At 69.9% G+C, this 25,516-nt stretch carries 20 protein-coding genes; 8 read left to right on the top strand and 12 right to left on the bottom strand.

Annotated features, from left to right (window positions below; genetic code table 11):
- Nucleotides 1–19: 19 nt before the first annotated feature.
- The 3 genes from BM345_RS02575 to BM345_RS02565 form a co-directional block, all read right to left on the bottom strand.
- Complete coding sequence (locus tag BM345_RS02575; RefSeq protein WP_093375314.1) at nucleotides 20–2,341, bottom strand: di-heme oxidoreductase family protein; 2,322 nt, start codon at nucleotides 2,339–2,341, stop codon at nucleotides 20–22.
- Nucleotides 2,342–2,565: 224 nt separating this feature from the next.
- Nucleotides 2,566–3,543 carry a glycosyl hydrolase gene (locus BM345_RS02570; RefSeq protein WP_254789453.1) on the bottom strand — a complete coding sequence of 326 codons (978 nt, stop codon included), beginning with the start codon at nucleotides 3,541–3,543 and terminating at the stop codon, nucleotides 2,566–2,568.
- Nucleotides 3,540–3,938 carry a hypothetical protein gene (locus tag BM345_RS02565; protein ID WP_093375160.1) on the bottom strand — a complete coding sequence of 133 codons (399 nt, stop codon included), beginning with the start codon at nucleotides 3,936–3,938 and terminating at the stop codon, nucleotides 3,540–3,542. The genes BM345_RS02570 and BM345_RS02565 overlap by 4 nt, the downstream gene beginning before the upstream one ends.
- Before the next feature lie 1,023 nt (nucleotides 3,939–4,961).
- Between BM345_RS02565 and nadC the strand changes: the two genes are divergently transcribed.
- From nadC to BM345_RS02525, 8 genes are all read left to right on the top strand, one after another.
- Nucleotides 4,962–5,855, top strand: a complete 894-nt coding sequence (gene nadC / locus BM345_RS02560; RefSeq protein ID WP_093375158.1) for a carboxylating nicotinate-nucleotide diphosphorylase — start codon at nucleotides 4,962–4,964, stop codon at nucleotides 5,853–5,855.
- A 3-nt stretch (nucleotides 5,856–5,858) separates the two neighbouring features.
- A complete protein-coding gene (gene nadA / locus BM345_RS02555) occupies nucleotides 5,859–6,977 on the top strand; it encodes a quinolinate synthase NadA (protein WP_093375156.1) in 1,119 nt (372 codons plus the stop codon).
- Complete coding sequence (gene nadB / locus BM345_RS02550; RefSeq protein ID WP_093375154.1) at nucleotides 6,977–8,560, top strand: L-aspartate oxidase; 1,584 nt, start codon at nucleotides 6,977–6,979, stop codon at nucleotides 8,558–8,560. Before nadA ends, nadB begins: the two co-directional genes overlap by 1 nt.
- Nucleotides 8,561–8,590: 30 nt before the next feature.
- On the top strand, nucleotides 8,591–8,992 hold the full coding sequence (panD, locus tag BM345_RS02545) for an aspartate 1-decarboxylase (RefSeq protein WP_093375152.1): 402 nt from the start codon (nucleotides 8,591–8,593) through the stop codon (nucleotides 8,990–8,992).
- 6 nt (nucleotides 8,993–8,998) lie between these two features.
- Nucleotides 8,999–9,865 carry a 3-methyl-2-oxobutanoate hydroxymethyltransferase gene (gene panB / locus BM345_RS02540; RefSeq protein ID WP_093375149.1) on the top strand — a complete coding sequence of 289 codons (867 nt, stop codon included), beginning with the start codon at nucleotides 8,999–9,001 and terminating at the stop codon, nucleotides 9,863–9,865.
- A 36-nt stretch (nucleotides 9,866–9,901) separates the two neighbouring features.
- On the top strand, nucleotides 9,902–10,732 hold the full coding sequence (gene panC / locus BM345_RS02535; RefSeq protein ID WP_093375147.1) for a pantoate--beta-alanine ligase: 831 nt from the start codon (nucleotides 9,902–9,904) through the stop codon (nucleotides 10,730–10,732).
- A gap of 117 nt (nucleotides 10,733–10,849) precedes the next feature.
- Nucleotides 10,850–11,047 carry a hypothetical protein gene (locus tag BM345_RS02530; RefSeq protein ID WP_093375145.1) on the top strand — a complete coding sequence of 66 codons (198 nt, stop codon included), beginning with the start codon at nucleotides 10,850–10,852 and terminating at the stop codon, nucleotides 11,045–11,047.
- 10 nt (nucleotides 11,048–11,057) lie between these two features.
- Entirely contained in the window at nucleotides 11,058–11,294 is a 237-nt protein-coding gene (locus tag BM345_RS02525) for a hypothetical protein (RefSeq protein ID WP_139237452.1), read from the top strand.
- Here the strand turns inward: BM345_RS02525 and BM345_RS02520 are convergent.
- The 9 genes from BM345_RS02520 to BM345_RS02480 form a co-directional block, all read right to left on the bottom strand.
- Nucleotides 11,291–11,770 carry a carboxymuconolactone decarboxylase family protein gene (locus BM345_RS02520; RefSeq protein ID WP_093375140.1) on the bottom strand — a complete coding sequence of 160 codons (480 nt, stop codon included), beginning with the start codon at nucleotides 11,768–11,770 and terminating at the stop codon, nucleotides 11,291–11,293. The genes BM345_RS02525 and BM345_RS02520 overlap by 4 nt on opposite strands.
- 138 nt (nucleotides 11,771–11,908) lie before the next feature.
- On the bottom strand, nucleotides 11,909–15,334 hold the full coding sequence (locus BM345_RS02515; RefSeq protein WP_093375138.1) for a DUF6519 domain-containing protein: 3,426 nt from the start codon (nucleotides 15,332–15,334) through the stop codon (nucleotides 11,909–11,911).
- A gap of 10 nt (nucleotides 15,335–15,344) precedes the next feature.
- Nucleotides 15,345–17,654 carry a hypothetical protein gene (locus BM345_RS02510; RefSeq protein ID WP_093375136.1) on the bottom strand — a complete coding sequence of 770 codons (2,310 nt, stop codon included), beginning with the start codon at nucleotides 17,652–17,654 and terminating at the stop codon, nucleotides 15,345–15,347.
- The gene (locus tag BM345_RS02505) at nucleotides 17,651–20,614 is read right to left on the bottom strand and encodes a putative baseplate assembly protein (protein WP_093375134.1); all 2,964 of its coding nucleotides are present in this window, start codon (nucleotides 20,612–20,614) and stop codon (nucleotides 17,651–17,653) included. The genes BM345_RS02510 and BM345_RS02505 overlap by 4 nt, the downstream gene beginning before the upstream one ends.
- Nucleotides 20,611–23,091, bottom strand: coding sequence for a putative baseplate assembly protein (locus tag BM345_RS02500; protein WP_093375132.1), 2,481 nt, complete (start codon nucleotides 23,089–23,091; stop codon nucleotides 20,611–20,613). The genes BM345_RS02505 and BM345_RS02500 overlap by 4 nt, the downstream gene beginning before the upstream one ends.
- Nucleotides 23,088–23,453 (bottom strand): GPW/gp25 family protein, encoded by a 366-nt coding sequence (locus tag BM345_RS02495; protein WP_093375130.1) that lies wholly within the window; start codon nucleotides 23,451–23,453, stop codon nucleotides 23,088–23,090. The genes BM345_RS02500 and BM345_RS02495 overlap by 4 nt, the downstream gene beginning before the upstream one ends.
- Before the next feature lie 16 nt (nucleotides 23,454–23,469).
- Entirely contained in the window at nucleotides 23,470–23,790 is a 321-nt protein-coding gene (locus BM345_RS02490) for a hypothetical protein (protein WP_093375128.1), read from the bottom strand.
- Between the two features lie 11 nt (nucleotides 23,791–23,801).
- Nucleotides 23,802–24,317, bottom strand: coding sequence for a phage baseplate assembly protein V (locus BM345_RS02485; protein ID WP_175544874.1), 516 nt, complete (start codon nucleotides 24,315–24,317; stop codon nucleotides 23,802–23,804).
- Nucleotides 24,318–24,324: 7 nt separating this feature from the next.
- The gene (locus BM345_RS02480; RefSeq protein WP_093375126.1) at nucleotides 24,325–25,464 is read right to left on the bottom strand and encodes a hypothetical protein; all 1,140 of its coding nucleotides are present in this window, start codon (nucleotides 25,462–25,464) and stop codon (nucleotides 24,325–24,327) included.
- Nucleotides 25,465–25,516 lie beyond the last annotated feature (52 nt).

The raw sequence follows: 25,516 nt of genomic DNA, 5'->3' as shown, positions 1-25,516 counted from the left end.
GCCGACCGTCCGCAGCGGCTCACAGCGAACTCAGGAACGCGATCATGGCTTCGCGGTCCTCCTTCGACATCGCGCCGAAGCTGACGCGGCTGGTCGTGGCCTCGCCGCCGTGCCACAGGATGGCTTCCTTCAGCGTGCGAGCCCGGCCGTCGTGCAGATAACGCACGTTCTGATCGCTGCCCTGCACGTACTTCAGCGAACCCAGGCCCCACAGCGGCGCCGTGCGCCACATGCTCTCGGTGGCCTTGCCTTCGGCCAGCGTGTCGCTCAGGCCCGCGCCCATGTCGTGCAGCAGGAAGTTGGAATAGGGCCGGATGGTCTGGTTGCGCAGTTCCGCGAAGGGATGCTTGGTGCCCGTCTTCATCTGCGGCGTGTGGCAGGCCACGCATTGCGCCTGTGCGAACAGCGCGCTGCCGCGGTTGATCTGGTCCGGGTTCAAGTTGTGCTCGGGCGAGACGCGCGTGTCGGCCGGGAAGCCGCTGCGCAGGCTGCGCTGCGCCGGCACGGCCAGCAGCGACAGGTAGTCCGACAGCCGCTCCAGTTCCGACTCGGAGATCGATGTGCCGCCGACGGTGTTGTGGCAGTCCGGGTCCAGGCGCTGGCAGCCGCGGCTGGGGAACACCGGGCTGGTCACGCTCATGTCCTTGAGGAGCGCATCGCCGATCTGCTGGCGCAGCGTGGCCTTGGCGGCCTTCCAGCCGTAGCGGCCGAGGTGCATCTTGCCGTTCTCCGGGTTGCTGACCCAGTTCGGCACGCCTCGCACGCCATCCCCATTCCTGTCGGTCGGATCGGCGAGGTCGAGGATGGTGGTCTCGTCGATGGCCTCGATCAGGCCCATGCCGACGATCTGCGCCGCCTGGCGCACTGAGTACCTGGCGGGCACCGGGCCCTTGAAGCCGTACACGGGCTTCTGCAGCTCGACCTTCTCGCCGTCGGGCAGGGTGTAGACCGTGGTGTCGAAGGACTGCACGCTCACCGACAGGTCGGTGGCGCCGGCGTCGCGGCTGCGCTGCTGCACGTTCAGGCCGTAGGTCGAGTCGGGCACGGGAATGGCACCGGTGGAAGAAGCCGCTGCAGTCAGCACGGCCATCGAGTCCAGGCGCGCGCCGATGCCCGGGAAGACGCTTCGGCCATTGAGCGTGTGGCAGGCGATGCAGCGCTCCTGGTTGTAGCGCGGGCCCAGCTGGTTCACGTGCGCCGAGAACACCGGGTTGTCGTCCGGATGCTCGGAGTGCTTGCCGTTCAGGAAGGAGGTGTGGAACAGCCGCCGGCCCTGCACGAAGCGCTTGGAGTTCACGATGCCGATGTTGTTGGCCATCTGCTGGAACACCCGCATCGGCTCTTCCGAGTAGTTGTACGACAGGCTGGTGAGGCCGCCGAGCAGTGTCGCGTCGGGCAGCGGCGCGGAGTTGAGCCGCGGCGCGACGCCATACCAGGGCGCCAGGCCCTGCCCCACGATGTAGAGCTGCTCGAAGGAGTAGTAGCGGCTGCCGGCGCCGTCCACCACCGCCTTGCCACGCAGGCTGTCGGAAACCGGCTCGCCGGCATGCATGCCGTCGCCGTAGCGCTCCAGGCGCTGGGCGGGCGACAGCTCGATCACGTCGCCCATCTTGAGCGCGCGGTGCGGCTGGCCCTTGGGCACGTCCCAGTAGGAATCGAAGTCGATCTTGCAATCGCGGCTGCCCGCCATGCACACCGGCTTGCCGCCCAGCTTGGGGTTGTTGAAGCCGGTGTTGAGCGACCAGCCGTAGTCGCGCACGCCTTCGTCGTTGCTGTTGCGAAACAGGCTGAAGGTGGTGCCGTCGAAGGTGCCGTCGTTGACGATCAGCACCATCTCGATGAGCTGCTTGCCCGCCGGCACGTGGTCGCGGATCTCGATGCCGTAGGTGCGGTTCTGGAAGTAGGCCGAGGGAAAGGTGAGATAGCGCCCCGGCCCCTGGTCGGCGGCCGTCCAGTCCTCGCCGCGCTCGCGCGCATGCCGCTCGGTCGGGCGCATGCCCATCAGCGTGACCAGCGTGCCGTCCGCTTCGCGGTACTGGATCTGCTCGGTCACCGGTGTGGCTGGCGCATACAGCGGGTAGTAGGTCGTGATGCCCAGGTTGGGGTTCGGCGACGTGGACTGCGTGGGTGGCAGCGGGGGCGACGGCGGCACGGGGTTGGGTGCGTCGACGTCGGTGCCGATGTTGCGCGGCTCCTCGTCCACGGGCGTCGTCGCCGGCGGCGTACCTTGCGAGGGCCCCGCGCCGCCGCCTGTCGAACTGCCCGAGCCGCCGCCGCAGGCACTCAGCGCGGCCGCAGCGACCACCAGGGCGGCCGCCAGGGCGGCGTCCATGTTCTTCATGTTCACGATGGGATTTCCTTCTTTCTTTTGTCCTGCGGCGACGGTGTCGCGCGTGGCATGCCCTGGTGCAGCCTTCGTGCCATGCTGGAAACGGGCCGCAAGACGCCGAAGTGCGACAGATTTGTCAGATCACCCAACAAACTTGATGCTTGGCAGCGCTCGCCGCGCACAGATATGTCGATGTGCGTGCCAGCGTGCGGACCGCAGAAGCGATCCGCAGGCGGCTAGCCTGCAAAGGGCAACGTCAGGTAGTGACGGCCGAGCTCCGTCAACTCGCCGCGGGCAGCGAGCAGGCTCGTGTGATGCGGGTCCGAGGCCCAGCGGCCGGTGAACCAGGCATAGCGGAACACGTCGCTGCGCCCTTCGCAGGTGGCGACCATGTCGCTCATCTGCGCCTTCTGCCTGGCCACCGTGTCGATCTGCGCGCCGTCCGCCTGGCTGTGCCAGTTGGCGAACTCGGTGACCCAGACCGGCTTGCCGTACTTCTTCAGGCGATCGAGCTGCGCGCCCAGCCCGTAGTCGTACCAGTGGAAGGCCAGGTGGTCGATCCGCGGATCGCGGTTGCCGTTCGCCGCGCGGTACTCGGCATGGAAGGCATCGAGCCACACCACCGGATCGGCGAAGCCCGGCATGGTGCCCCAGGTGATGGCCGGCCCGACCAGCTTCACGCCGGTGCGATCGGCGATGGCCTCGTAGCGCGGCCACAGCGCCGCCGCTTGCGCGGGCGTGAGATTGGCCTGGTCCGTGAGATTGGGTTCGTTGAGCAGCAGCAGGTGCCTGATGTCCGGATGGGCCTGCAGGTAGGCCACGACCTCGGCGGTATCGAAGTTGCCGTTCCAGAGCATCGGATGGAAATCCATGCCGTAGCGCGTGCGGAAGTCGGCAGGCACGCCGGCATTGGGGCGCAGGCCCCAGGCATACCACCAGCTGACGCCCGGCGCGAGCACGGCCAGGTCTTCCGGGGTGGCCAGGTCGTAGGCGATGCCGCGCTTGGCACTCTTCGCACCGGGCACCGGGTCCTCCTTCACGGGGCCGCCCGTGGGGTTGTCGGCCGAGGGAGGTGCTGCGCCGGCCGCCGGATCGGAGGACTGCCCCCCGCCACCTCCACCGCACGCCGCAAGACCGGCCGCCACCAGCGAAGACGCGCCCCAACCCAGGAGTCGCCTGCGGCGCAGCAGGTCGATCCGCCGACTTGTGATCACGTGGATTCCCTCTTCACGCCAACGAGCAGATGCCCAGCCTCGTACGCCCCTCGCGCAGCGACTTTCAGCTTCTCGATCCCAGCCTTCATCTGGAGAGTCGTCTCCTTGCCGGACAACTGGCCGGGTTCATCCATGAGCGTGACGGCGACGCTCAACAGGGTCCTGGCAGCCATCAGCGACTTGCGCGTCGCAAGGCGCTGTTGCACGAGACTTTGCCCTGCTGCAGCGGCATGGCCCTTGCCTGGACGGGGCACCAGGTATTCCCCGTCGTCACCACTCCTGAGCAGAACATGTTCAATGAGTTGTAGCGCTTGCTCTATGTCGAGCAGTTCCGTTGTCTTCATTACCTGCAATGTCTTATCCACGCCGCGCTCCATCGAGCGACCGACGGCCATTCTTATGACTATTGATGGCAAATCCCAAGATATTCGGCGTCGCTCATCCGAAAGGAGGAGCCAGCCATCTCCCCCGGTCGGCGCGAGCCGATGCACAAGGGCACGAACCTTTGGGGCCGCGTTCAGAAGACTTGAAGTACAGGACGTCAAATCATGCGAACTGGACAGCAACTCGCGTACCCGCCCGCATCGCCTGTCGCCGATGGGGCAAATGAACACTTAAGGGTGCATGGAAGTGGCAAATTTGTAACTGCCGCTGGAGATCGACGACAAGATTGTCAGAGCCCTGCGGCGGCCCGTACGGTGGCGGAGCTCCGTAAGAATGCGGCGATGCGCCGCTCTGCTACAATGCCGGGTTCCCCGATGCGTTGCAAGCCATCGAGGTGCCTGCGCAGGCAACGCCGAATCTCACGGCGGCACGTCGGACAAGAGCCACCACGACGAGAAAAACTATAGGTGACTCCTGCATGTGAATGTGCCGTAACGTGGGCCGCGTAAGTGCCCACGACCAATCTGAACAAGGAAGCTCGCCGCGTGCGGGCTTTTTTCGTTGGCAATGCGCATCGGCCATTGCGCGCGGCATTGTCCACGGCCGGCGTGGACATCGTTGTGGACAACCGCCTGCAAAACCTTGCGAAGCGGCTCCAGGAGTGCCTTTCAACGACTTGCCCACCAAACAGGCACGGTCGCATTTACCGGGACGCTACCGTAAAAGAAGCCCTTCCCTCGCGCTATCGCGTGGGGCCAGATTGGGCGCGCACAGCAGGACCTGAATCGATGGACGCAAATTTGTAACGATCCGCGATTGTCGCCGTGCAAGTTCGCCCACGTTGCAAGCGCTTCGCGCCATGAAAACGGTTCCTTGAAAAAGAAATCGCTTTCACGGGAATACGCATAACGCACATAACGAATCGGTCTTTGGGCAGGGGCCGCAGAGCGAATAGAGTCCGCCAACTTTTTTGGCTCGCCCGCGTGTCGCACGGCGCGAGACGCTCCCTGCCCGCCGGTTCCCGCTTCGCCTCGATGTCCAGCCTTTCCAACTCTCCCTCTCCCGACTCCCTGCAAATCAGCATCGCCGAACTGGCCCATCAGGATGCGCAGCGTGCACTCCAGGAAGACACAGGCAGCGGAGACCTGACCGCGGCACTCGTGCCGCACGAAGCGCACGCACGTGCCCGCGTGCTGCTGCGTGAAGACGCAACGCTGTGCGGCGCACCCTGGGTCGAGGCGGTCATCCGCCGACTGGACCCGCAGGCCGTCATCCACTGGATCCGCCGCGAAGGCGAGCGCTGCCAGGCAGGCGAAACCGTGCTGGAATTGCAGGGCCGCGCACAGGCACTGCTCACCGGCGAGCGCACGGCACTGAACTTCCTGCAGCTTCTCAGCGCGGTTGCGACGCGCACGGCCACCTACGTCGATGCGGTCAAAGGCACGCGCGCCAGCATCGTCGACACACGCAAGACATTGCCCGGCCTCCGACTCGCGCAGAAGTACGCCGTGCGCACCGGCGGCGGCACCAACCACCGCATCGGCCTGTACGACGCCATCCTGATCAAGGAGAACCACATCGCGGCCGCCGGCGGCATCGCGCAGGCCCTGGCAGCGGCCAACCGTTCTCGGGGCAATGCAAGGTTCATCGAGATCGAGGTCGAGGCCCTGGGGCAACTGGACGAGGCGCTGGCCCACGGCGCACGCATGGTGCTGCTGGACAACATGGACCTGCCGACACTGCGTCAGGCCGTGGCGATGAACGATGCGGCCGGCGATGCCCGCGCCATCCTCGAGATCTCGGGCGGCGTCACGCTCGAGTCGGTGCGCGCGCTGGCCGAGACCGGCGTCGACCGCATCTCGGTGGGGTCCCTCACCAAGGACGTGAAGGCGATCGATTTCTCGATGCGCTTCGAAGAGGGAGCCTGAGTCATGAGCGAACTGGTCAGCATCGCCTTCGAGCAACCGGCCTACCGGCCTTCGGGCGCGGCATGCAGCACGAGCCACGCGTGGGCGCGGGTGCCGCCCGAGCCTTCGCGCGCCGAACGCGGGCTGCTCAAGGAGCGCATCCGGCAGTTGCTGCGGGAGCAGCAGGCCGTGCTGGTGGCCCACTACTACGTGCACCCCGACCTGCAGGACCTGGCCGAGGAGACCGGCGGCCTGGTCGCGGATTCGCTGGAGATGGCGCGCTTCGGCCGCGACCATCCGGCGCACACGCTGGTGGTCGCGGGCGTACGCTTCATGGGCGAGACGGCCAAGATCCTCTCGCCCGGCAAGCGCGTGCTGATGCCCGACCTGGACGCGACCTGCTCGCTCGACCTGGGTTGCCCTGCAGAAGAGTTCGCCGCTTTCTGCGACCAGCATCCGGACCGCACCGTCCTCGTCTATGCGAACACCAGCGCGGCCGTGAAGGCGCGCGCCGACTGGATGGTGACCTCGGGCTGCGCGCTCGACGTGGTGCGCGCCCTCACGGCGCAGGGCCGCAAGATCCTCTGGGCGCCGGACCGGCACCTGGGCGACTACATCCGGCGCGAGACCCACGCCGACCTGCTGAGCTGGGAAGGCGCGTGCATCGTGCACGACGAGTTCAAGGCGCTGGAGCTGGAGCTGCTCAAGGAGCAGCATCCCGACGCCAAGGTGCTGGTGCATCCGGAGTCGCCCGCCGACGTGATCGCGCTGGCCGATGCGGTGGGTTCGACCGCAGGCATCCTCGCGGCGGCACAGCGCATGGACGCCCGGCATTTCATCGTCGCGACCGACACCGGGCTGCTGCACAAGCTGCGCACGCTCAACCCCAGCAAGACCTTCATCGAGGCGCCGACCGCCGGCAACAGCGCCACCTGCAAGAGCTGCGCGCATTGCCCCTGGATGGCGATGAACGACCTGGCGGGCGTCATCCGCGTGCTGGAAACCGGCGCCAACGAGGTGCTCGTCGACAGCGCCATCGCACAGCGCGCGCGCCTGCCGATCGATCGCATGCTGGATTTCACCGCGGCGCTCAGGAACGGCGCGCCGGCGGTGGGCATCACGCCCGGCATCGGGGCGGCGTGATGGCATCGCTCCAGTTCGACGTGCTGGTCGTCGGCAGCGGCCTGGCGGGCCTCACCACGGCCTTGCACCTGGCGCCCACGCGGCGCGTCGCGGTGCTCACCAAGCGCAGCGTGTCCGATGGCGCGAGCCAATGGGCGCAAGGCGGAATCGCAGCCGTGCTCGACGCGAAGGACAGCATGGCCTCGCACATCGACGACACGCTGGTGGCCGGCGCCGGCCTGTGCGACCTGCCGGCCACGCGCCTGGTGGTCGAAGGCGCACCGGCCTGCATCGCCTGGCTGCGCGAGCTGGGCGTTCCCTTCTCGCTCGAGGAGGGCGAGCTGCACCTCACCCGCGAAGGCGGCCACAGCCAGCGGCGCATCGTGCATGCGGCCGATGCCACGGGCGCCGCGGTTCAGCGCACGCTCATCGAATTGGCGCGACGCACGCCGAACATCCATTTCTTCGAGCATCACGCGCTGGTCGACCTCATTCCCGGCAGCGGCATCGCGCACGGCGCCCCGGCCTGTGCGGGCGTGTATGCGCTGGACGAATCGACCGGCGAGGTGGTGGCCTTCAACGCGCCACAGACCGTGCTGGCCACCGGCGGTGCGGGCCAGGTCTACCTGCACACGACGAACCCGGCCACGGCGACCGGCGACGGCATCGCGGCGGCGTGGCGCGCCGGCTGCCGCGTGTCGAACATGGAGTTCATCCAGTTCCACCCGACCTCGCTGTTCCATCCGGACGCGCAGTCCTTCCTCATCAGCGAGGCGGTGCGCGGCGAAGGCGGCGTGCTGCGGCTGCCCGCGTCTGCGGGCGGCCATCGCTTCATGCCCATGCACGACGCGCGCGCCGAACTCGCGCCGCGCGACGTTGTGGCCCGCGCCATCGATGCGGAGATGAAGAAGCACGGGCTCGACTGCGTGCACCTGGACATCTCGCACCAGAGCCCGGCGTTCCTTCAGCACCACTTCCCGAACATCCTCGCGCGCTGCGCCACGCATGGCATCGACATCACCCGCGAGCCGATTCCGGTGGTGCCGGCCGCGCACTACACCTGCGGCGGTGTGGTCACCGACCTGCAGGGCCGCACCGACCTGGCGGGCCTCTACGCGATCGGCGAGACCGCCTGCACGGGGCTGCATGGCGCCAACCGGCTGGCCAGCAACTCGCTGGTCGAATGCATGGTGTTCGCGCGCGCAGCGGCGCAGCAGATCACGGATGCGCCCGACCCGGCTGCAGCCGCCGCACTGCCCTGGCGGGCGCATTCGGCGCATGAGGCCGATCCCGGCGAGATCGCGCGCCGCGTCGAGGGCCTGCGGCGCCTGATGTGGGAGCACGCGGGCATCGTGCGCAGCGGCGACGCGCTCGAGCGCGCGGCAGAGCGCATCGACGCACAGCGGCGCGAGACCGAGGCCCTTTTTGCGGACGCCAGGCTCACGCGGGATCTCGTCGAGCTGCGCAACCTGGTGCAGATCGCGCAGCTGGTGGTGCGCTCCGCGCGCTCACGGCTCGAAAGCAGGGGCCTGCACTTCAGGCTGGACCACCCGGACAGCGCGGCCCGCGCCACCCCCACCCTGCTCGCACCCCTTGCCGAATGACCCGGTTTCCATCTTCGAGGACCTTGCCCCATGTTCCGTACCCTGCTGAAGTCTAAGATCCATCGCGCGTCGGTGACCGATTGCGAGCTGCACTACGAAGGCTCCTGCGCCATCGATGAAGACCTGCTGGATGCCGCCGGCCTGGCCGACAACGAACAGATCCACATCTGGAACGTCACCAACGGCGAGCGCTTCGTGACCTACGCGATTCGCGCGCAACGCGGCTCGCGGATCATCTCGGTCAATGGCTCGGCAGCCCGCCGTGCCTGCGTGGGCGACCTGCTCATCATCGCGGCCTTCGGCCTGGTCGCGGAGGAGCGCGTCGCCGCGCACCAGCCCCGGCTGGTGTTCGTCGACGCGGCCAACCGGGTCAAGGACGTGCATTCGCAGGTGCCTGTCCAGACCGCAGAAACACAGCCGCTGCCGGCCTGATCCGCCATGTCGAGCCCCGACACCGCCGCGCCCTACGGCGCCGCGCCCGCGCCCGCGTCCCGCAAGGCCATGACTCTCGCGCGCCTGGCGGACATGCACGCACGCGGCGAGAAGATCGCCATGCTGACCGCCTACGACGCCACTTTCGCCGCGGTGGCCGATGGCGCAGGCGTGGACTGCCTGCTGGTGGGCGACTCGCTCGGCATGGTCTGCCAGGGCCTGGACAGCACCATCGGCGTCTCGCTGGACACGATGTGCCATTACACCGGGAGCGTCGCGCGCGGCTTGCAGCGTGTGCAGGGCGCAGCCTGGCTCATTGCCGACCTGCCCTTCGGCAGCTACCAGGAATCGCGCGAGCAGGCCCTGCGAAGCGCAACGGCGCTGATGCAGGCCGGCGCCCGGATGGTCAAGCTCGAAGGCGGCGGCTGGACGGTCGACACCGTGCGCTTCATGTCCGAGCGGGGCATTCCCGTCTGCGCACACCTGGGGCTGACCCCGCAGACCGTGTACGCCCTCGGTGGCTACAGGGTGCAGGGGCGCGACGAAGCCTCCGCTGCGCGCCTGTCGCAGGACGCACGCGCCCTTCAGGATGCGGGAGCGGCCATGCTGGTGCTCGAGATGGTGCCGGCTCCGCTCGCCCGGGCCGTGACGGCAGAACTCTCGCGATGCGCCACGATCGGCATCGGTGCGGGCCGCGCCACCTCGGGGCAGGTGCTGGTCATGCACGACATGCTGGGCATCCACCTGGGCCGGCCGCCGAAATTCGTGCGCAACTTCATGGCCGGCTCCGGCGGCATCGAAGAGGCGCTGCGGGCCTACGTCCATGCAGTGAAGGACGGCAGCTTCCCCGACGACGACGTTCACGCCTGGTAGCCACGCATCCTGCATCCGCAAAGGCAAGGAATCTCCATGCACATCGCAAGAACCATCCCCGAACTGCGCGAGTTCCTCGGTGACAGTCGCCAGGCCGCATTCGTGCCCACGATGGGCAATCTCCACGAAGGCCACCTGACGCTTGTCAGGAAAGCCCGCTCGCTGGGCGAGGTCAGCGTCGCGAGCATCTTCGTCAATCGGCTCCAGTTCCTGCCGCACGAGGACTTCGACACCTATCCGCGCACTTGGGAGAGCGACTGCGAAAAGCTGCGCTCGGCCGGTTGCGACCTGCTCTTCGCGCCTGACGAGAAGGCACTCTATCCCGAGCCCCAGACCTGCAAGGTGCATCCGGACCCGCTGCTCGCGGACACGCTGGAAGGCGAGTTCCGGCCCGGCTTCTTCACCGGCGTGTGTACCGTGGTGATGAAGCTCTTCGCGTGCGTGCAGCCGCGCGCCGCGGTCTTCGGCAAGAAGGACTACCAGCAGCTCATGGTGATCCGCCACATGGTGCGGCAGTTCGCGCTGCCAATCGAAGTCGTGGGTGCAGAGACGGAGCGCGCCGATGATGGCCTGGCCTTGTCCTCGCGCAACGGCTACCTGGACAAGCAGGAACGCATCCAGGCGGGCCAGTTGTCGGCCACCCTGCGCTCGGTGGCGCAGGCCGTGCGTGACGGCGATCGCGACTTCAAGGCCATCGAGGCGCGCGCAACGACCGCCCTGGCCGCACGCGGCTGGAAGCCGGACTACATCGCGCTGCGCCGCCGAAGCGACCTGCAGCTGCCCACGAGCGGCGATTCTCTGGTGGTGCTGGCCGCAGCGCGGCTCGGCGCCACCCGGCTCATCGACAACCTCGAGATCGATGTCTAGCGCCGTCTCCCTCCGTCACGGGCTTCTCCGTGAAATAGTTCACAACGCAATGGCGCCCTGGCGCGCCGCATGTCAAATGACATACCAAAGTATTAGTTCCCGCCGAAGAATGCGGGCATGGAAAAAGAGCATGACACGAACCTCGGATGGTGGACCGACAAGCCCGAGCGCGAAGACCGCGACACCTCCTTCGCGCCCATGAGCGGCCCCCTGAACGAGCGGCAGGAACCGGTATGGTTGAAGGCCGCAGTCATCGTGACCATCATGGTTGTTTTCGGCTTGTCGCTGCTTCGGCTCGTCGGTCTGATTCCCTAGCCGGACCGCGATGAGTTTGAATTCGAGCCCGCCACACAACGAAATCGTGCAACCCAGGAAGCTCCGGCTCAATGCCGAGCAGTGGCAGACGCTGCAGGCCCTGGCCGAGGGCATCGGCAATCCGGGTCCGAGTGCGCAGGTGACGGCGATAGGCCGCCTGACATCCCATGGCCTGGTGGCCACGGATCCGAGCGGCTGTCCCTACCTGACCCTGTTCGGCATGCAGCGCCTGGACCAGGGGCGCTAGTTCAGGTTGGCCTTGTCCAGGCCCCAGGCCTTGTCGTATGCGCCGGGCACCGCCTTGAAGGCCACGTTTGCACGGTTCCATCCGTTGATGGACATGATGGCGAAGGTCAGGTCCGACAGTTCCTTTTCCGACAGCTGCGTGCGCACGCGCTCGTAGAGCTCGTCGGGTACGCCGTTCTCGGGCAGCCGGGTGAGGACCTCCGTCCAGGCCAGCGCCGCACGCTCGCGCGGGATGAAGAGCGTGGACTCGCGCCAGCCCGCCACGTGGTGCAGGCGCAGTTCGCGCTCGCCGTGGATCTTTGCTTCCTTCACGTGCATGTCGATGCAGAAGGTGCAGCCGTTCATCTGCGATGCACGCAGCACCACCAGGTCGATGATCGATTGCTCGATCGCCCCCGTGGTGAGCTGTTGGGAGAAGGCCAGGAACTTCTTGGTGAGTTCCGGAGATTGTTCCATGTAGTTCAGACGCTGGGTCATTGCGGTTCCTTGAGGGATTGAAGAGACGGATCAATCCTAGGGACGCCGGGGCCGCGACGGTAGGTGGCAAGGCGGAACCACGGCGGTGCGCACCAGACACCAATGGGGTGGCATCGGCCTGCCTCCCAGGCTCGCCAACTACGTCAGCGACTGCGGAATCGTGAACACCATGTTCGCCGCGCCGCGGAACTCGCCCTTGGTCACCAGGAACCACAGCGTCGCGTTGTCGCCGACCAGCTCGCCGATGTTGCTGCTCGCGGCGGCTCGGCGCCCGACGAGCATGCCGTAGGTGCTGAAGCGCGGTTGCGCCGCGGTGAAGTGGTTGCCGCTGACGCTCATGAAGTTGCCGGCGCACATCACCATGTCGGCGGTGAAGGTGTTTCCCTGCAGCACCACGGTCTGGAACAGGCCACGCACCTGCCTGGCAGTGAACAGCTTGACGGTCTCGATGCCCAGCGACATGCGCGTGAGGAGGTTGTTCGCGAACACCAGCTGGCCGGCACCGGGCTGCACCTCGAAGTCGCCGGGCTGCAGCGCGCGGATGAGTGCATCGCGCGGCACGTCCGGATCGGGAATACCGTAGAAGGCCACGTCGCCGGCGAACACGCAGTGCGTGATCTCGCACACGGCCGTGATGTCCTGGAACACGGCCGCGGCCCGCAAGGCGGCCGGCAGCGTGCAGCCGTGCATGCGCAGCGTGCGCGTGCTGCCCACGGCGAGCCAGGGCAGCTGGCTGTCGCTGCGCCCGGCCACATTCACGCCGTCGATCTCGACCTGGGTGTTGTTGGTCAGCGCGATCAACCCGCGCTCGGTGAGCTGCAGCTGCAGGTCGCGCAGTTCCAGCGCGGCCAGGCCGGAGAGCGAGATCGGCAACGCGGACTGGATCACCGCCGTGGGGCCACAGCCATGCAGGGACAGCCGCCGCACGAGGCGCGTGGGGGTCGCATCCAGCTGCAGGCCGGTCTTGAGCTGGTGCGTTCCGGGCAGGAAGCAGATGCACAGCGAAGGCCGTTCGGCCAGCAGCTTCTCCAGCAGCTCGCTGCTCAGCTCGGGGAAGTTGCCGCCTTCGCCGATCGTGATCTCGCACCCACCGCCGCCGCTGGCGGGCGTGCTGGCGGTGGCCGCGAACACCAGCACCTGCTCGGGCACGGCCGCGCCGCCCGTGGTCAGCAGGTTGGCGCGCACGCGCTGGTTCTGCGGCGTGCCCAGGCGCCAGGGGCATTCGGCCAGGCCCTGGGCGTTGCAGGTGGCATCGAAGCCGTTGGCCGGCGGGTTGCCCACGGCACCGCCCCCCGCTTCCACCGCGAAGCGCACGCGCGCACCGGGCACCGGCAGCGCACCGCGCATCACGCGCACGCGCAGCGGCTCGGGCAGCGCGCCGCCCGGCGTGGTGTCCTGGCCGTCGCCGCCCACGTAGAGCAGCTGCGTCATCCTGGTCAGGGGCGGGAACAGGTCGCGGCAGTCGACGATGGCCGAGACCAGGCCGTTGGCATCCACCGTCACCAGGCCGAGGCGCGCCCAGGCGTCCTGCACGCCGGCCGGTGGCTCGTCCGCCGGCTGGCCGTCCCCGTCGCGCGGCCACTCCACGTCGGCCGTCACGGTGCGCGCGGGAATCTGCCAGTAGTCGCCGGGCCGGTAGCTGCCGCCGGGGGCGAAGCGGATCTGCACGCCGTCCTCCAGCGTGATCCAGTCGCCCTCCTCCACCGCCAATGCGTTCTCGCCGGCCGCCGCCGGCGTGTGGTCCCAGCGCCGCAGGACCGGATGGCGGGCCGGGTCCTGGCCCAGCGTTCCGGCGGGTACGCCGGCCAGCACCAGTTCGAGCGCATCGTCGCCATCGTTGAGGTATTCGAAGAGCTGGCCCGCGCGGCCCTGCAGCTCGGCCTCGTCGTCGACCAGCTCCACGCGGTCGTGCAGGGCCAGGTCCAGGTTGGCGTCGCGGCCGCGCGCCGCCAGGCGCACGGTGGTGCGGTTCGCTGCCGTGTCGATGCTGACGGCCTCCACCGCATACACGACCGAGCCGTTCTCGCGCGACCACTTGAAGCTGGCGGCGCCCGTGCTGTCGACGGCGTGGATCTCGACGCGGTAGAGCTGGTTCTCCAGCCTGCGATAGCCGGCGGTGGCCGCCATCTCGCAGACGCCCGTGGCTGCCAGCTCGGGCTCGGCGCGCGCGGCGATGCGGGCCGTGGATGCTGCGGTCAGTGCGTTCCATGCGGCCACGTCGGCGCCGCAATGCCAGGCAGCGTTGTCCGGGGCAGCCGGCAGCGCGAGCGTGCGCACCTGGGCCACCTGCCGGGCGCGCGTGGCCGTGTCCGGCCCGCCCAGCGCCACTTCGCGGATGGCCGGCGCTTCCAGCGCGCTGATGTGCCGTTGCCAGGCGCGCAGGTACACCAGGTGCGTGCCGGGCGGCAGCCGGGCCGGCACGCCGCCGTCGGGCTGGTTGGCCAGCGATGCCGCCTCTTCCCATTCGCACAGCTGCCCCTGCACGTAGTAGCGGCCCGCGCCGATGCCCAGGCTCGCCGCCGGCAGTGCGGCCGGCGCGCCGGCGCCGGTGGCCGCTACCCGCCAGGCCCGGCGGCCACCGACCAGCCAGGGCGCCTCGGCGCCTGCCACCGACAGTCCCGCCAACGCTGGGCTGCCGGCCACGGGCTGAGCGCTCCAGGCGTTGCCGCCATTGATGGTGGTCAGCAGCGTGCCGTTGTCGCCGGCGATCCAGCCGTTGCTGGCATCGCGAAAGCGCACCGCGCGCAGTCGGGCGGTGCTGCCACTGGCGGCCGCCGTCCAGGTGGCGCCGCCATCGTTGCTGCGCAGCGCGGTGCCGCCATCGCCCACCGCCCAGGCCTGCGCACCGGCCAGCGACACGGCGCGCAAGGTGGCGCTGCTACCGCTGTCTACGCGAGTCCAGGCTGCGCCGCCATCGGCGGTGCGCACGATGGCGCCGCCCGGCCCCACGGCCAGTCCGTCCTGTGCGCTGGCGAAGGCCACGGCGTAGAGGCGATCGACGCCGCTGGCGTGCTGCGTCCAGGTCGCGCCGCCATCCACGGTGCGCAGCACCAGGCCGCCGTCGCCCACGGCCCAGGCGCGCTGGGCATCGAAGACCGCCACGCCGCGCAGCAACTGCAGGCCGCCGGCGTCCTGCACGGTCCAGGTGCTGCCCGCATTGCTGGTGCGCAGCACGGTGCCGCCATCCCCGACCGCCCAGCCGGTGTTCGCCGCCCGCGCAATGGCACGCAGATGCCGCGTCGTGCCGGTGGTGGCCACGGTCCACGCTGCACCACCGTTGGTGCTGACCAGCAGCACGCCGTCTTCGCCCGCCACCCACACGCTGTTGGCGTCCGCGGCATGCACCGCGAGCGCGCCCATGCCTGCGCTCAGCGCAAAGCCGGCGCTGTCGGCCGGCGCGCCACTGGCGCCGATCACGTCCCCGGCCAGCGTCTGGGCGCGGTGGCGAGTGATGTCGCCTTCCTCGTTGAAATCCGCATCGGTGATCACGCGGCCTTGCTGCATGCGCACGGCGGTGTAGTGCGCACCAGGCTCGAAGGTCTCGCGGGAGAGATCGGCTTTCATGGTGTCCTCCTCAATTGGCGAAATGCACGCTGGCCGCCAGGCCCAGGCGCAGGTATTCGTTCAGTGCGTCGCGCAGGTTGGCCTCGCGCTGCGGCTGCTGCAGGTGCTCGCAGGCGCCCATCTCGGCACCGCTGGCCGCGCCGGTGCGGATCTGCAGCGCGCAGCGCAATTCCAGCTGCCCCAGCGCCGGGTCGCCATAGGTGCGCGAGACGAAGAGCGGGCGCACCGTCGCCTCGACATCGGCGCGCACGGCATCCTTCTCGGCGGCCGAGGCGGTGGCGGGCAGCGCGGCGATGCGCACCTCGGTTTCGAGCTGCGGCTGGCAGCGGTAGCGCCGCGGCACCTGTGAAGCGGGCGGCACGTAGCTGAAACGCACGCAGCCGACCTGGCGCCGCTGCGCTTGCACCGGTGCGTCGAAGATGCAGTCGCTGGCATTGAGCGAGAGCGCGTTGACGACGCCGAAGAAGCTGCAGCGCTGCAGGTCGAGCGCGGCCTCGGGCGCATCCAGCGCCGGGTCCGCGGCGCCGCTTTCCAGGCCCAGGCCGACGATGCTGTCGGCCGCTTGAACGCGGCGCACCGGGCCGGCCACCGCGACGGGGGCGCAAAGGCTCTGCAGCAAGCGCAGTTCCAACCGCGGGCTCTGCGCGCCCACCTGCAGGTGCTGCGCGCCCAGCACCGTATCGGGCAGCAGGGTGCAATGCGCGAGTTCGAGCTGCCCCAGGTTGCCCGACGCCAGCAACGGCCCCTGCAGCAGCAGGCCGTTGAGGAACAGCGCGCCGGGGTCGGCGGCGCCGGCCGTCGCGGTGCCGCGCACCTGCAGCCGGCCTTGCCAGTGCGCGCGCGCCTGCCGCGCCTCGAAGCGGCCGGGCACGCGCTCCACGCTGCCGGGCGGCGCGCCGGGGATGGGCTGCAGCGGCCACTGGCCTGCGACGACCAGCAGCTGCGAGGCTTCGGGGATCTCGATCTCCAGCGCGGATGCATCGTCGATGTCCGACAGGCTGTCCATGACGACGATGACGCCGGTCTGTCCTGCGGGTTGCGCGTTCCACGCCTGGACGGCCGCGCGCAGCGAAGGGAACAGCGTGCTGCCGTTGCCGGGCATCAAGTGCGACACGCCCACCTGCCAGACCTGCGCATCGTGGAAGCCGCCCAGGTCTTCCTCGATCGTGCTGCCTTCCGCCGCGAGGTTGGCCGCGCGCACGGCAGTGCCGCGGTCATAGGCGCCGCCGCCGATGTCGGCCACGCTGCCGTGCGCCGCATGCAGCCACACGCGCTGCACGTCCAGCGCGGCGGGAAAGCCGATGCGCCCGCGCCGCAGGTCCAGCGCCAACACGCGCGGCGTGGGAATGGCCAGCTCCACCGTGTCGGGAATCTCGCAGATGCAGATGTCCTCGCGCGGCACTTCCACCGGCAGCGTCTCGCCGGCCAGTTGCACGAAACAGCGCAGCACCGGATCGCGCTCGGTCATGAAGCGCGGCGCCGGCTCGGGCTGGCCGGCTCGCAGCCGCTCCAGCTCTTCATGCAGGGCCAGTTCGCGCAGCGGCGCGCTGGTGTTCTCCTCGCGCGCGGCCTGCGTGATGGCGCTGCTGCCGGTCTCGGTGCGCGGCGTATTGAACAGCGGCGCATCCACGCCGGCCGGGTGCATGTGCCAGATTCCCTCGGCGTTCAGGCGCGCGCTGATGAAGTCGGCCGTCGCCATGTCGGCGGGCGCGCCGGGGTCGCCGATGCCCAGCTGCTGCGAGCGCAGCCGCCAGAGGTACAGCCCCACGTTGGGGATGTTGAAGCGCCCTCCGCGCGTGGCGGCGTTGCGCACCTCCAGCGTGTGCGCGAAGGGGTCGAAGGCGCCGGCCGAGACCTGTGCCAGCTCGGCGGTGGCGGCATCGCGCACGCTGGCCGTGGCGCTGGGGCGCATGCGCACGTGGTTCATGTGCTGCGTGGTGCCCAGGCGCTGGAAGAACTCCACCGCAGCAGCCGGCCAGCCGGTGACGTCGCGCGCCAGTTGCTCCAGCACCAGGGCCGTGCCCTTGCGGCGCCGGTAGGCGATGGTGTTGGCCACCCACGCGCGGGTGCTGACCCCCGCCGAGGGCACGGGGCGGATCGGCCGCGCACCCAGCAGGTCGCCGATGTAGGGCACGGTCCATTCGTCGCAGGTCTCGATGAACCAGTTGTCGTACAGGCGCGCGGTGTCGGCTTCCACCGCCTCGAGTTCGCTTTCGATGACGGCCAGCAGCGCCCGCAGCGGTGCGCCCTGCTCGCCGTCGCGCAGGCGGTGGATGACCGGCAGCAGCTGGTAGAGCCGTTCGGGGGTCAGCAGGCTCATAGCGTTGCCTCCGTCAGTTCGAGGGCCGCGGGGTTCAGCAGCATCAGCTCGGCCGGCTTCATCGCCCTGGCGGCGCTGTCCCAGCGCGCGCCGAAGGCCGGCACGACCAGCTGGTCACCGGCCGCCGCCGCGGCTTCGCCGTAGGGCTGCAGCACGTCCAGGTCCACTGCCACCACGCCGGGCACCTGGTGCATCAAGGCCAGCAGTTCGGCGGCGGTGACGGATTGCGCCAGGTCACGCGCGTCGAAGCCGAAGGCCGCTTGCAGCCGCGTCCTGCAGGCGGCCAGCACCGCCTCGGCTTCGTAGGCCGCATCGATGGCGACGCGCGCGGTGCAACGGAAATAGCGCAGCACCGAGGCGCCCAGCACGAAGGGCTGCGACGGGTCCGACAGATCGGCGATGGCCTGGCGCAGGTTGTCCACCACCTCGGCCCCCGGCGCGCCGCCGGTGGCGCCGGCCACCGACAGCAGCACACGCGAGCTGCCGTCCACCCAGGCCAGGTCGGCGCGCGCCTTGCCGATGCCGGGGAAGGCACGCGCGAAGTCCTGGTAGTCCGACAGCGAGACCACGCGCTCGAAGGCCAGCAGGGTCAGCGGCGCGTTGCGGCGCGCGTCGGCCAGTCGCTCGGGCCCCTGCGCACCGCTGGCCGGCAAGGGGTTGCTCACGCCGCGAAGGCCCAGCGGCATGGCGCGCAGCATGGTCAACGTCCGCGCGGCCACCTCGCCGTCGGGGCCGATGCCGCTGCGGTAGCGCGCCTGCACGTTCATCTGCCCGCTGGGCAGGCGCGCGCCGCTGCGGCCGTCGCCGAACTGCACTTCCATGCGGGCCTCGTTGTCGATGCGCGTGGTGAAGACGTGCTCGTCGGGCGCGGCGCCGTACAGCGATGGCTTTTCCAGCCACAGCAGGCCGTTCACCCGCAGCTCCAGCGTGCTCTTCACGCCGCTGGCCGAGGCGGCGCTCAGGTGCGTGGTGGGCGGCTTGCGCAGCGTGAAGCGCTGGAAGCGCTCCTTCGCATCGCCGTTGCCCAGCACCTCCTGCACGCTCTCGCCATGCGTGGCGCGCACCACGTTGGCATGGATCACCAGGGCGTCGCGCAGGTAGCTGTAGCCCAGCGCCTTCTGCAGCACCAGCACGCTGCGGCCGGCGCCGTGCTCCACGTCCTCCAGCAAGGCGATCTCGGCCGCGTCCACGCCAGGCAGGTCGTCCCGCGGACCCACGAAGGCCAGCGGCTGGCCACGCGTGAGGCCCAGCACCATGGTCGACAGCTCGATGCGCTTACTGCCCGCGGCCACCGGCGCTTCGATCGGCAGCTCGGCCATGGGGTGGCGGCGGCTGGCCACATGGGCGGTGGTGTCGCGAAAAAGGAAGGCCTCGGACGGCGCGGCGCTGCGGGGCTGGCCGCTGCCGTCGGCCAGCCGCAGCGCGGTGGCGCGGCCCGACAGGCCGTAGTCGGCGCGCGAGATCTCGCGCGCATCGAAGAGCGGATAGGCGGTGGCCTTCTCGCTGGGCGCATCGAACACCATCCAGCTGCCGGGCGCAAGCTTGGGCACCGGCCGCTCCAGCAGCGCATGGCAGGGTGGCAGCACCGTGCTCGTCAGGTTGCTGGTGCCTTGCGAATCGGTCCAGATGCTGCGGCTGCTGCCCAGCGTGCCGCTGCCCGAGAGCGGGTCGCCGTCGTCCCACCCGCTGGTGTAGACCGGCTCCTTGGTGTTGCTGGCCGGCAGCGAGCCCCACTTGGGCGCGTTGTGGCCGAAGAAGCCCAGCCGCTGCGAGAAGCTGAAGGCACCCGCCTCGGGCGCCACCGGCTTGGCCGATGGCTTGAGGCTGCCGGTGATGGCCCGCACCAGCTGCTGGCTGCTCCAGCCCTGGATGGCGATCATGGCTTGCAGCTCGTTCTCCTTCCAGCTCTGGCTGGCGATGGTGCTGCCCAGCGCGCTGCTGGTGAAGGGCACGCTTTCCACCTGCGCCTGCGCATAGCCGCCGAAGGAGAAGGACAGGATGGGCACCGCCCAGTGCAGCAGCGGCGGCGCGGCGGGCGTCACCGGGTCGGGCAGCGGCTCCAGCTCGATGCGCACGCGGCGCAGCGCGGGCTCGTCCTCCACCTCCAGCGCGCGCATCACCAGGTGGCGCAGCTGGCTGCCGTTCTTGCCGACGAAAAGCAGCAGCTCGCCGGCCTGGATGCCGCTGGCCTGGTCCGAGAGGTAGATGCGGGCCACGTCCAGCGCGTCGACCGTGGATTCCACCGCCAGGCCGGGATCGAGCCGGTACAGGTCACCGCTGCTCAGCGCCGGATGCAGCCCGGCGGTCTCGCTGGCCAGGCTGCCTTCGGGGTAGAGCATGGCCAGGCGCCGCACGCCGGCCACGTCGAGCAGCGCCAGGTCGGCCGGGCGCGTCTGCCGCGGGCGCAGCGCATTCCATTCGGCCCGCGCGACGATGGCGTCGCCGGTCTCGAACACCTGCGGCAGCTTGCCCTGCGGCGGCACGCTCTGCACCGGCGCACCGGCCGCGATGGTGCACACGCCCGGCGCGCCGACCGCATCTTCCACGGTGAAGACCAAGTGCACGCTGGCGGCCACGCCGGGCCGCAGCTCGTAGCCGACGGCTCGCGCCAACTCAAGGACCGAGCGGCGTTCGGTGGCGGTGCGCAAGAAGCCTTCGTTGGCGATGCGCTCCTGGTAGAAGGTCAGCACATCGGCCACGCAGGCGGAGGCGTCCACCAGCGCGATGGCCGCGTCGTCGGGCTCGCGCGTGCGCAGCGCGGCCAGCGGCCGGGGCGCGCTGGCCGGCACGCCGGGCACGTGCCACAGCGGCAGCCGCGCCAGCATGCGCTGGTTGAAGCCGGGCTGCGTGTCGATGCGCCAGGCCAGCGCGGACAACCCGGGCGCGTTGTAGATCACGCCGGCCTGGGCCTGGCCTTCGCAGCAGTGGCAGCCGTCCAGCGAGTTGTCTTCGCTGCTCATCGCATTTCCTCCGCCGCATGCACCTCGAAGCGGATGCGGCCGTGCTCGGGCGCGTTGGGGTCGTTGTCCAGCCGCGCAATCTCCAGCCGCGCCATGGCGATGCGGCCGGCATCGAGCTCGCCTTGCGGCGGGCGCCCCAGGCGCTGGAAGCGCAGCGGCTCCACGTGCGAGACGCCCTGCACCGCCATCGCTGCGGCCACCACGGCGCTCAGGTAGACCGGGTCGCCGAAGCTGAAGCGGTCGGGGTGGAAGAAGCCGCCGGGCCCGGTGGAGAACACCTGCAGCAGGCGCCGCTGCACGTCGGCCGGAAAGTAGCCGGGCCGGGTGCACACGTGCAGCCCGAGGTCCAGGGCCACGTACGACGGCGCATCGATCTCCACGTCGTGCCCCGCCAGCCGGTAGCGGTCGATGAAGCTGCACAGGCTGTCCTCGAAGGCCGGGTCCACGCCTTCGACGCCGCGGCGGTCCACGGTGATGAACAGGGTGTGCCAGCTGCCGGTCCAGCGCCGGGTGGCCACGGCGCGCTGCACGCGCGCATCGCGCATCGCGACCTCGGCATAGTCCGCGGCCGTCACTGCACGCTCCTGGCGCCGGAAGGCCTGCGGCGCGTCCATGCGCGCGCGGGTCAGGCCGAGCGGGTCCACGCCGCCGGAGGCGGGCAGCGGGTTGCGTACCCGCGTGATGCCATCGAAGCCGCACAGCACATGGGCGATGGCATCGGCGCCCACGTTGCCGGCACTGCCGTTGCCCACGCGAACGCGCGCCGACAGGGCTTCGGCCGCGCCGGGGCGCAGGCCGTTCACGCCGTCGCCGAAGCGCAGCAGCACCTGGCCGTCGCTCTCGGTCTCCACCACGAACTCCGCCGCCTGCGCGCCGCTTTGCAACAGGTCGCGGCGCGCGCTCCAGCGGCGGTGGTCGCCGTCGCTGGTGAGCAGCAGGGCCTCGCGCGTGTCGGTCAGGTCGCGCCGCAGGGACGAGGTGGCACTGGCCGCCGCGTCCACCAGCAGCGGCTGGCCGCCCGCATCGCGCACCAGGGCCTGGCGTGTCCACGGCAGCAGCGGAGGCTGGGCCAGCCGATAGCGCGGCACGCGGCCGCCGGGCAACTGCACCAGCGATTCGAAGCGCGGCGCGCTGAAGCCGTGGTCGGCCAGCGCGACGTTCGCGCAGGCCCCGGCCATGTCCTGCACCAGCACGCCATCGATGACCTTGGACAGGCACAGGTCGAAGGGCAGCGCGTCTTCCGCGGCCCACTGGACCTCGACCAGCGGTTGCCCGGTGACCGGGTCCAGCCGGGCCACGGGCGACGGCGCGCGGCCGGGGCTGGCCTCCGGGTCCACGCGCGTGAGGCGCACCACGTGCCGCTGCTGCGAATCGGCGTCCTGCGGCAGGCCGTTGGTGGTGCCGGCGCGCGCCTCCAGCAGCAGCAGGTCGCCCACGCGCAGGCGCCGCCGATTGGCCAGATCGTCGCGCAGGAAGGCTCGGGTGGCGCCGCGCGGCAGGCAGCAGGCCTCGTCGCTCCAGGTGTAGAAGCGCAGGTCGTTGTGCGCGCTGTACAGCCGCAGGTCCGTCAGCAACTCGAAGGGCTGGGCGCCGGCGGCGATCAGTGCCTGCGCGCTGTCGGGCGATGCCAGCCGCGTGGGCGTGCCCTGGGCGCGCGTCAGCAGCAGCGTGCCGTCCAGGCCGGTGTCGCTGTCGCATGCGGGGAGCGACAGGCCGTCGGCGGCGGCATCGACCTCGAAGGCCACGAAGCTGCGCGCGTTGCAGCCTTCGTGCACCGCATAGTCCAGCAGGCGCGCATGCCGGCGCACCGACACGCGCTGGCGTGCGGTGCCCAGGTAGGCCTCGGTGGCGACCGCATCCTGGAAATAGGCGATCTCGTCCGCCCGGAAAGCCAGCGCCTCGGACAGCGTGACCATGAGGTCGGCCGGGCTGCGCTCCTTCCAATCGGGCATCAAGGTCGAGAGCCGGTCCAGCACCAGCCGCCTGAAGCTCAGGTAGTCGCGCGCCAGGTAGTCGATGTCGGGCGCGCGCTGCGCGAGCGGCGCGCAGTCGTCGTCCACGCGGCAGTCGAAGTCGCTGGGGCAATCGACCTTGAAGCCGAAGGCGATCTGCGCCAGGGCCGGGTCGATGCCATCGGGCGGCGCGTCGGAGCCTGCCGAGGCCACCAGCCGCAACTGGTAGCGCGAGAAGTCGCCGATGCCGTCCAGCTCCACGGTCAGCACGTCGCCGCTGGCCGACACGCCGATGGCCTGCGGATCGCGCAAGCGCACGCCGCCGCGGATCTCGATGTTGCCGGGCACCAGCGGTGCGGCCGGCGCGAAAGCGAGGTCGTGTACGAAGTGCAGCATCAGCCGCGGCTGCCCGTGCACCACCTCCAGGTACTCGATGCCGTTGAAGACCCGTGGCGGGTCGGCCAGCGCCGCCTGCCGCACGGCGGCGATGCGGCCGGGGTTGCTGCACAGGTACTGGCTGTTCATGTCATCTCCCGCCTGAACTGCGCCTGGCCGCTCTGCTGCGTTTCCAGCACGGTGTAGCTCACCGTCACCGACAGCGTGGCGTCCTCGCTCTCGGCGCTGACCTCGTCGATGCGCATCAGGTGTCCCAGCCATTGCTGCAGCGAGCCATGCACCAGCGCCTGCACGGTGGCCGCCAGCTCGGGGCTGTTGGGCGCGAAGACCAGCTGCATCAGGCCGCAGCCGAAGTCCGGCCGGTTGACGCGTTCGCCCGGCACGGTGAACAGCAACTGCTCGATGAGGTCGCGCAGGTGCGCATCGCGCGAGGCCGACGCGCTGCGTCCTCGCCCGTCGATGCGCAGGGGAAAGGCGATGTCGGTGTCCATGGTGCTCGTCTCCCTCTCAGGTGCCGATGACCCGCGTCTGCGCGGCCACCGGCATCAACGGCGTGCCGGTGGGTGCGCAGATGGCCTGGCCGCTCATCAGCAGCACCGGCTGGCCGGCGGCGAACACGCGCGTGGCCGCCACGATCCATTGCGCCGTGACGCAGGGGCCGTTGCCCTGCGGTGGCGAGAAGGCGCAGCCGGCCACCAGGTAGGGCGCCGCCTGCGTGGCCACCGGCTGGCCCGAGACCAGCACGCGCGGCATCGGCGCGCTGGGCGTCGCCTGGCCGCCGTGCGCGCACAGCACGGTGGCGCCAAGGTGCAGGAGGGGGCCGGGCATGCTGGGCGCTCCTAGACGATGGTGAGCGCGCCGGCATTCACCGTGACCGTGGGGCCGGTCATGACGATGGAGGCGCCCTTGCCGTTCTGGATGTAGATGCCGGTGTCGTTGACGATCAGCGTCGCGCCGGTGGCGCTCTTGAGCATGATCCCGCCCGTGGGCCCGGGCAGGTCGCTGATGGTCAGGCCGTTCTGCAGCGGGGTCTGCAAGGTGATGGCCTGCACCGCGGGCGGCGTGAGCCGCGCCAGCGCCGGCACCTCGGCCGCGCTGCCCCAGAAGCAGCCCACCCAGATCGGATGGTCGGCGTCGCCCTGCTCGTACTCGACCCATACCCCCGAGCCGATCATGGGCAGCGCGAACATGCCGTTCTGGATGCCGGCCACCGGCACGCAGGGCATGGCCCAGGTCGAAGGCATCGGTCCGCCGACATCGGGCACCTGCACCATCAGCCGGCCCATCTGCATCGGGTCGATGTTGTTGAGCACCATGCCGCGGTACTTGCCGTAGAACTTCTCGCTCACGTGCATCTCTCTTTCAGACCGGGACCTTGGGCGTGATCGACACCAGGCCGTTGCGGGTGAGCTCGAAGCTCTGCTTGAACTCGCCGCGCTTGAGCGTGCTGGTGACGCTGTTCACGTAGTACAGCCCGTCGTAGGCGATGCCCACGCCACGCACGCCCACCAGGCCGCGCGCCTTCAGCGGGCGGCCGTAGCGCAGCACGTCCAGCGAGCCGCTGCCGGTCACCGCGTCCTGCGACTTCGCCGCTTCGGCCAGGCCGGCCGAGATGGCGCGCATCGGGCTCATCTTGGCCGTGTTCTTCATGAACTTGATGTTGGACAGCGGCGTGGGCAGCGCGCCCAGCGGCGGCTGCAGCGGGTTCAGGTTGGGAATGGGAATGGGGATCGGGACGCGCGTGAGCTGGTTCTGGATGAACACCACCGGCAGCACGCCCTTCTCGGGGTCGAAGCTGAAGCTGAGCGACTCGACGTTGGTCAGCGCGTCCATGTCCACGTTCAGCGCCGGCTGCGGCACGCCGACCTTCAGCTCGGGCCCGAAGTAGGCGATGTTGGTGCCCGGCGCCGGCCCCGGCTCGACGTAGAACACGTAGCCCACCTGGCTGGCCAGTTCCTGGATGTAGGCCAGGTCGGTGCCCTGCTGCGCCGGGATCTTGTCGATGGGAATCTGCACATCCGGGAACAGCACCGGGATGATCATCGGGATGAGGCCGAAGGGCGCGTACTTGGCGCACAGCAGCGCCACGCGGCCTTCCACCGGCACGGCCGGAAAAGGCAGGCCGCTCCAGTCCTGCTTGTCCATGGCCTTGGTCACGTCCTCGCCGGTGACCACCAGGCTGCCGGGCTGGCCCTGGCCGCCGGGCTGCACCTGCACGTTGGTCATCACGCCATCGAACAGCGGTTGCGGCTGGCCGTTGAGCGTGACCACCAGCAGCACGCGCAGCGCCGGCGTGAAGGGCGTGGAGTTGACGCCGGCCAGGAGGAAGATGGTGTTGAGCTCCGAGCGCGCGGAGATGGCGAACTTCAGCTGGAAGCCGCTGGCGCTGCCGGTGGCGGTGCGCACCTCCACGCTCTGCAGCGCATCGATCACCACGCGCGGCACCGGGATCGGCACGATGGGGCCGATCATCAGGCTGAGCTGGATGCCTTTGGCGAACATGGTCCTGCGCCTTGCTAGAACGCGGGCAGCCCGGTGCAGCCGCGGCGTTGCG

Source organism: Variovorax sp. OV329 (assembly GCF_900114785.1).
In the GTDB taxonomy this organism is placed as follows: Bacteria; Pseudomonadota; Gammaproteobacteria; order Burkholderiales; family Burkholderiaceae_C; genus Variovorax.
Note: the sequence above shows the minus strand (reverse complement) of the source record. Positions and strands in the feature narration are given on the sequence as shown.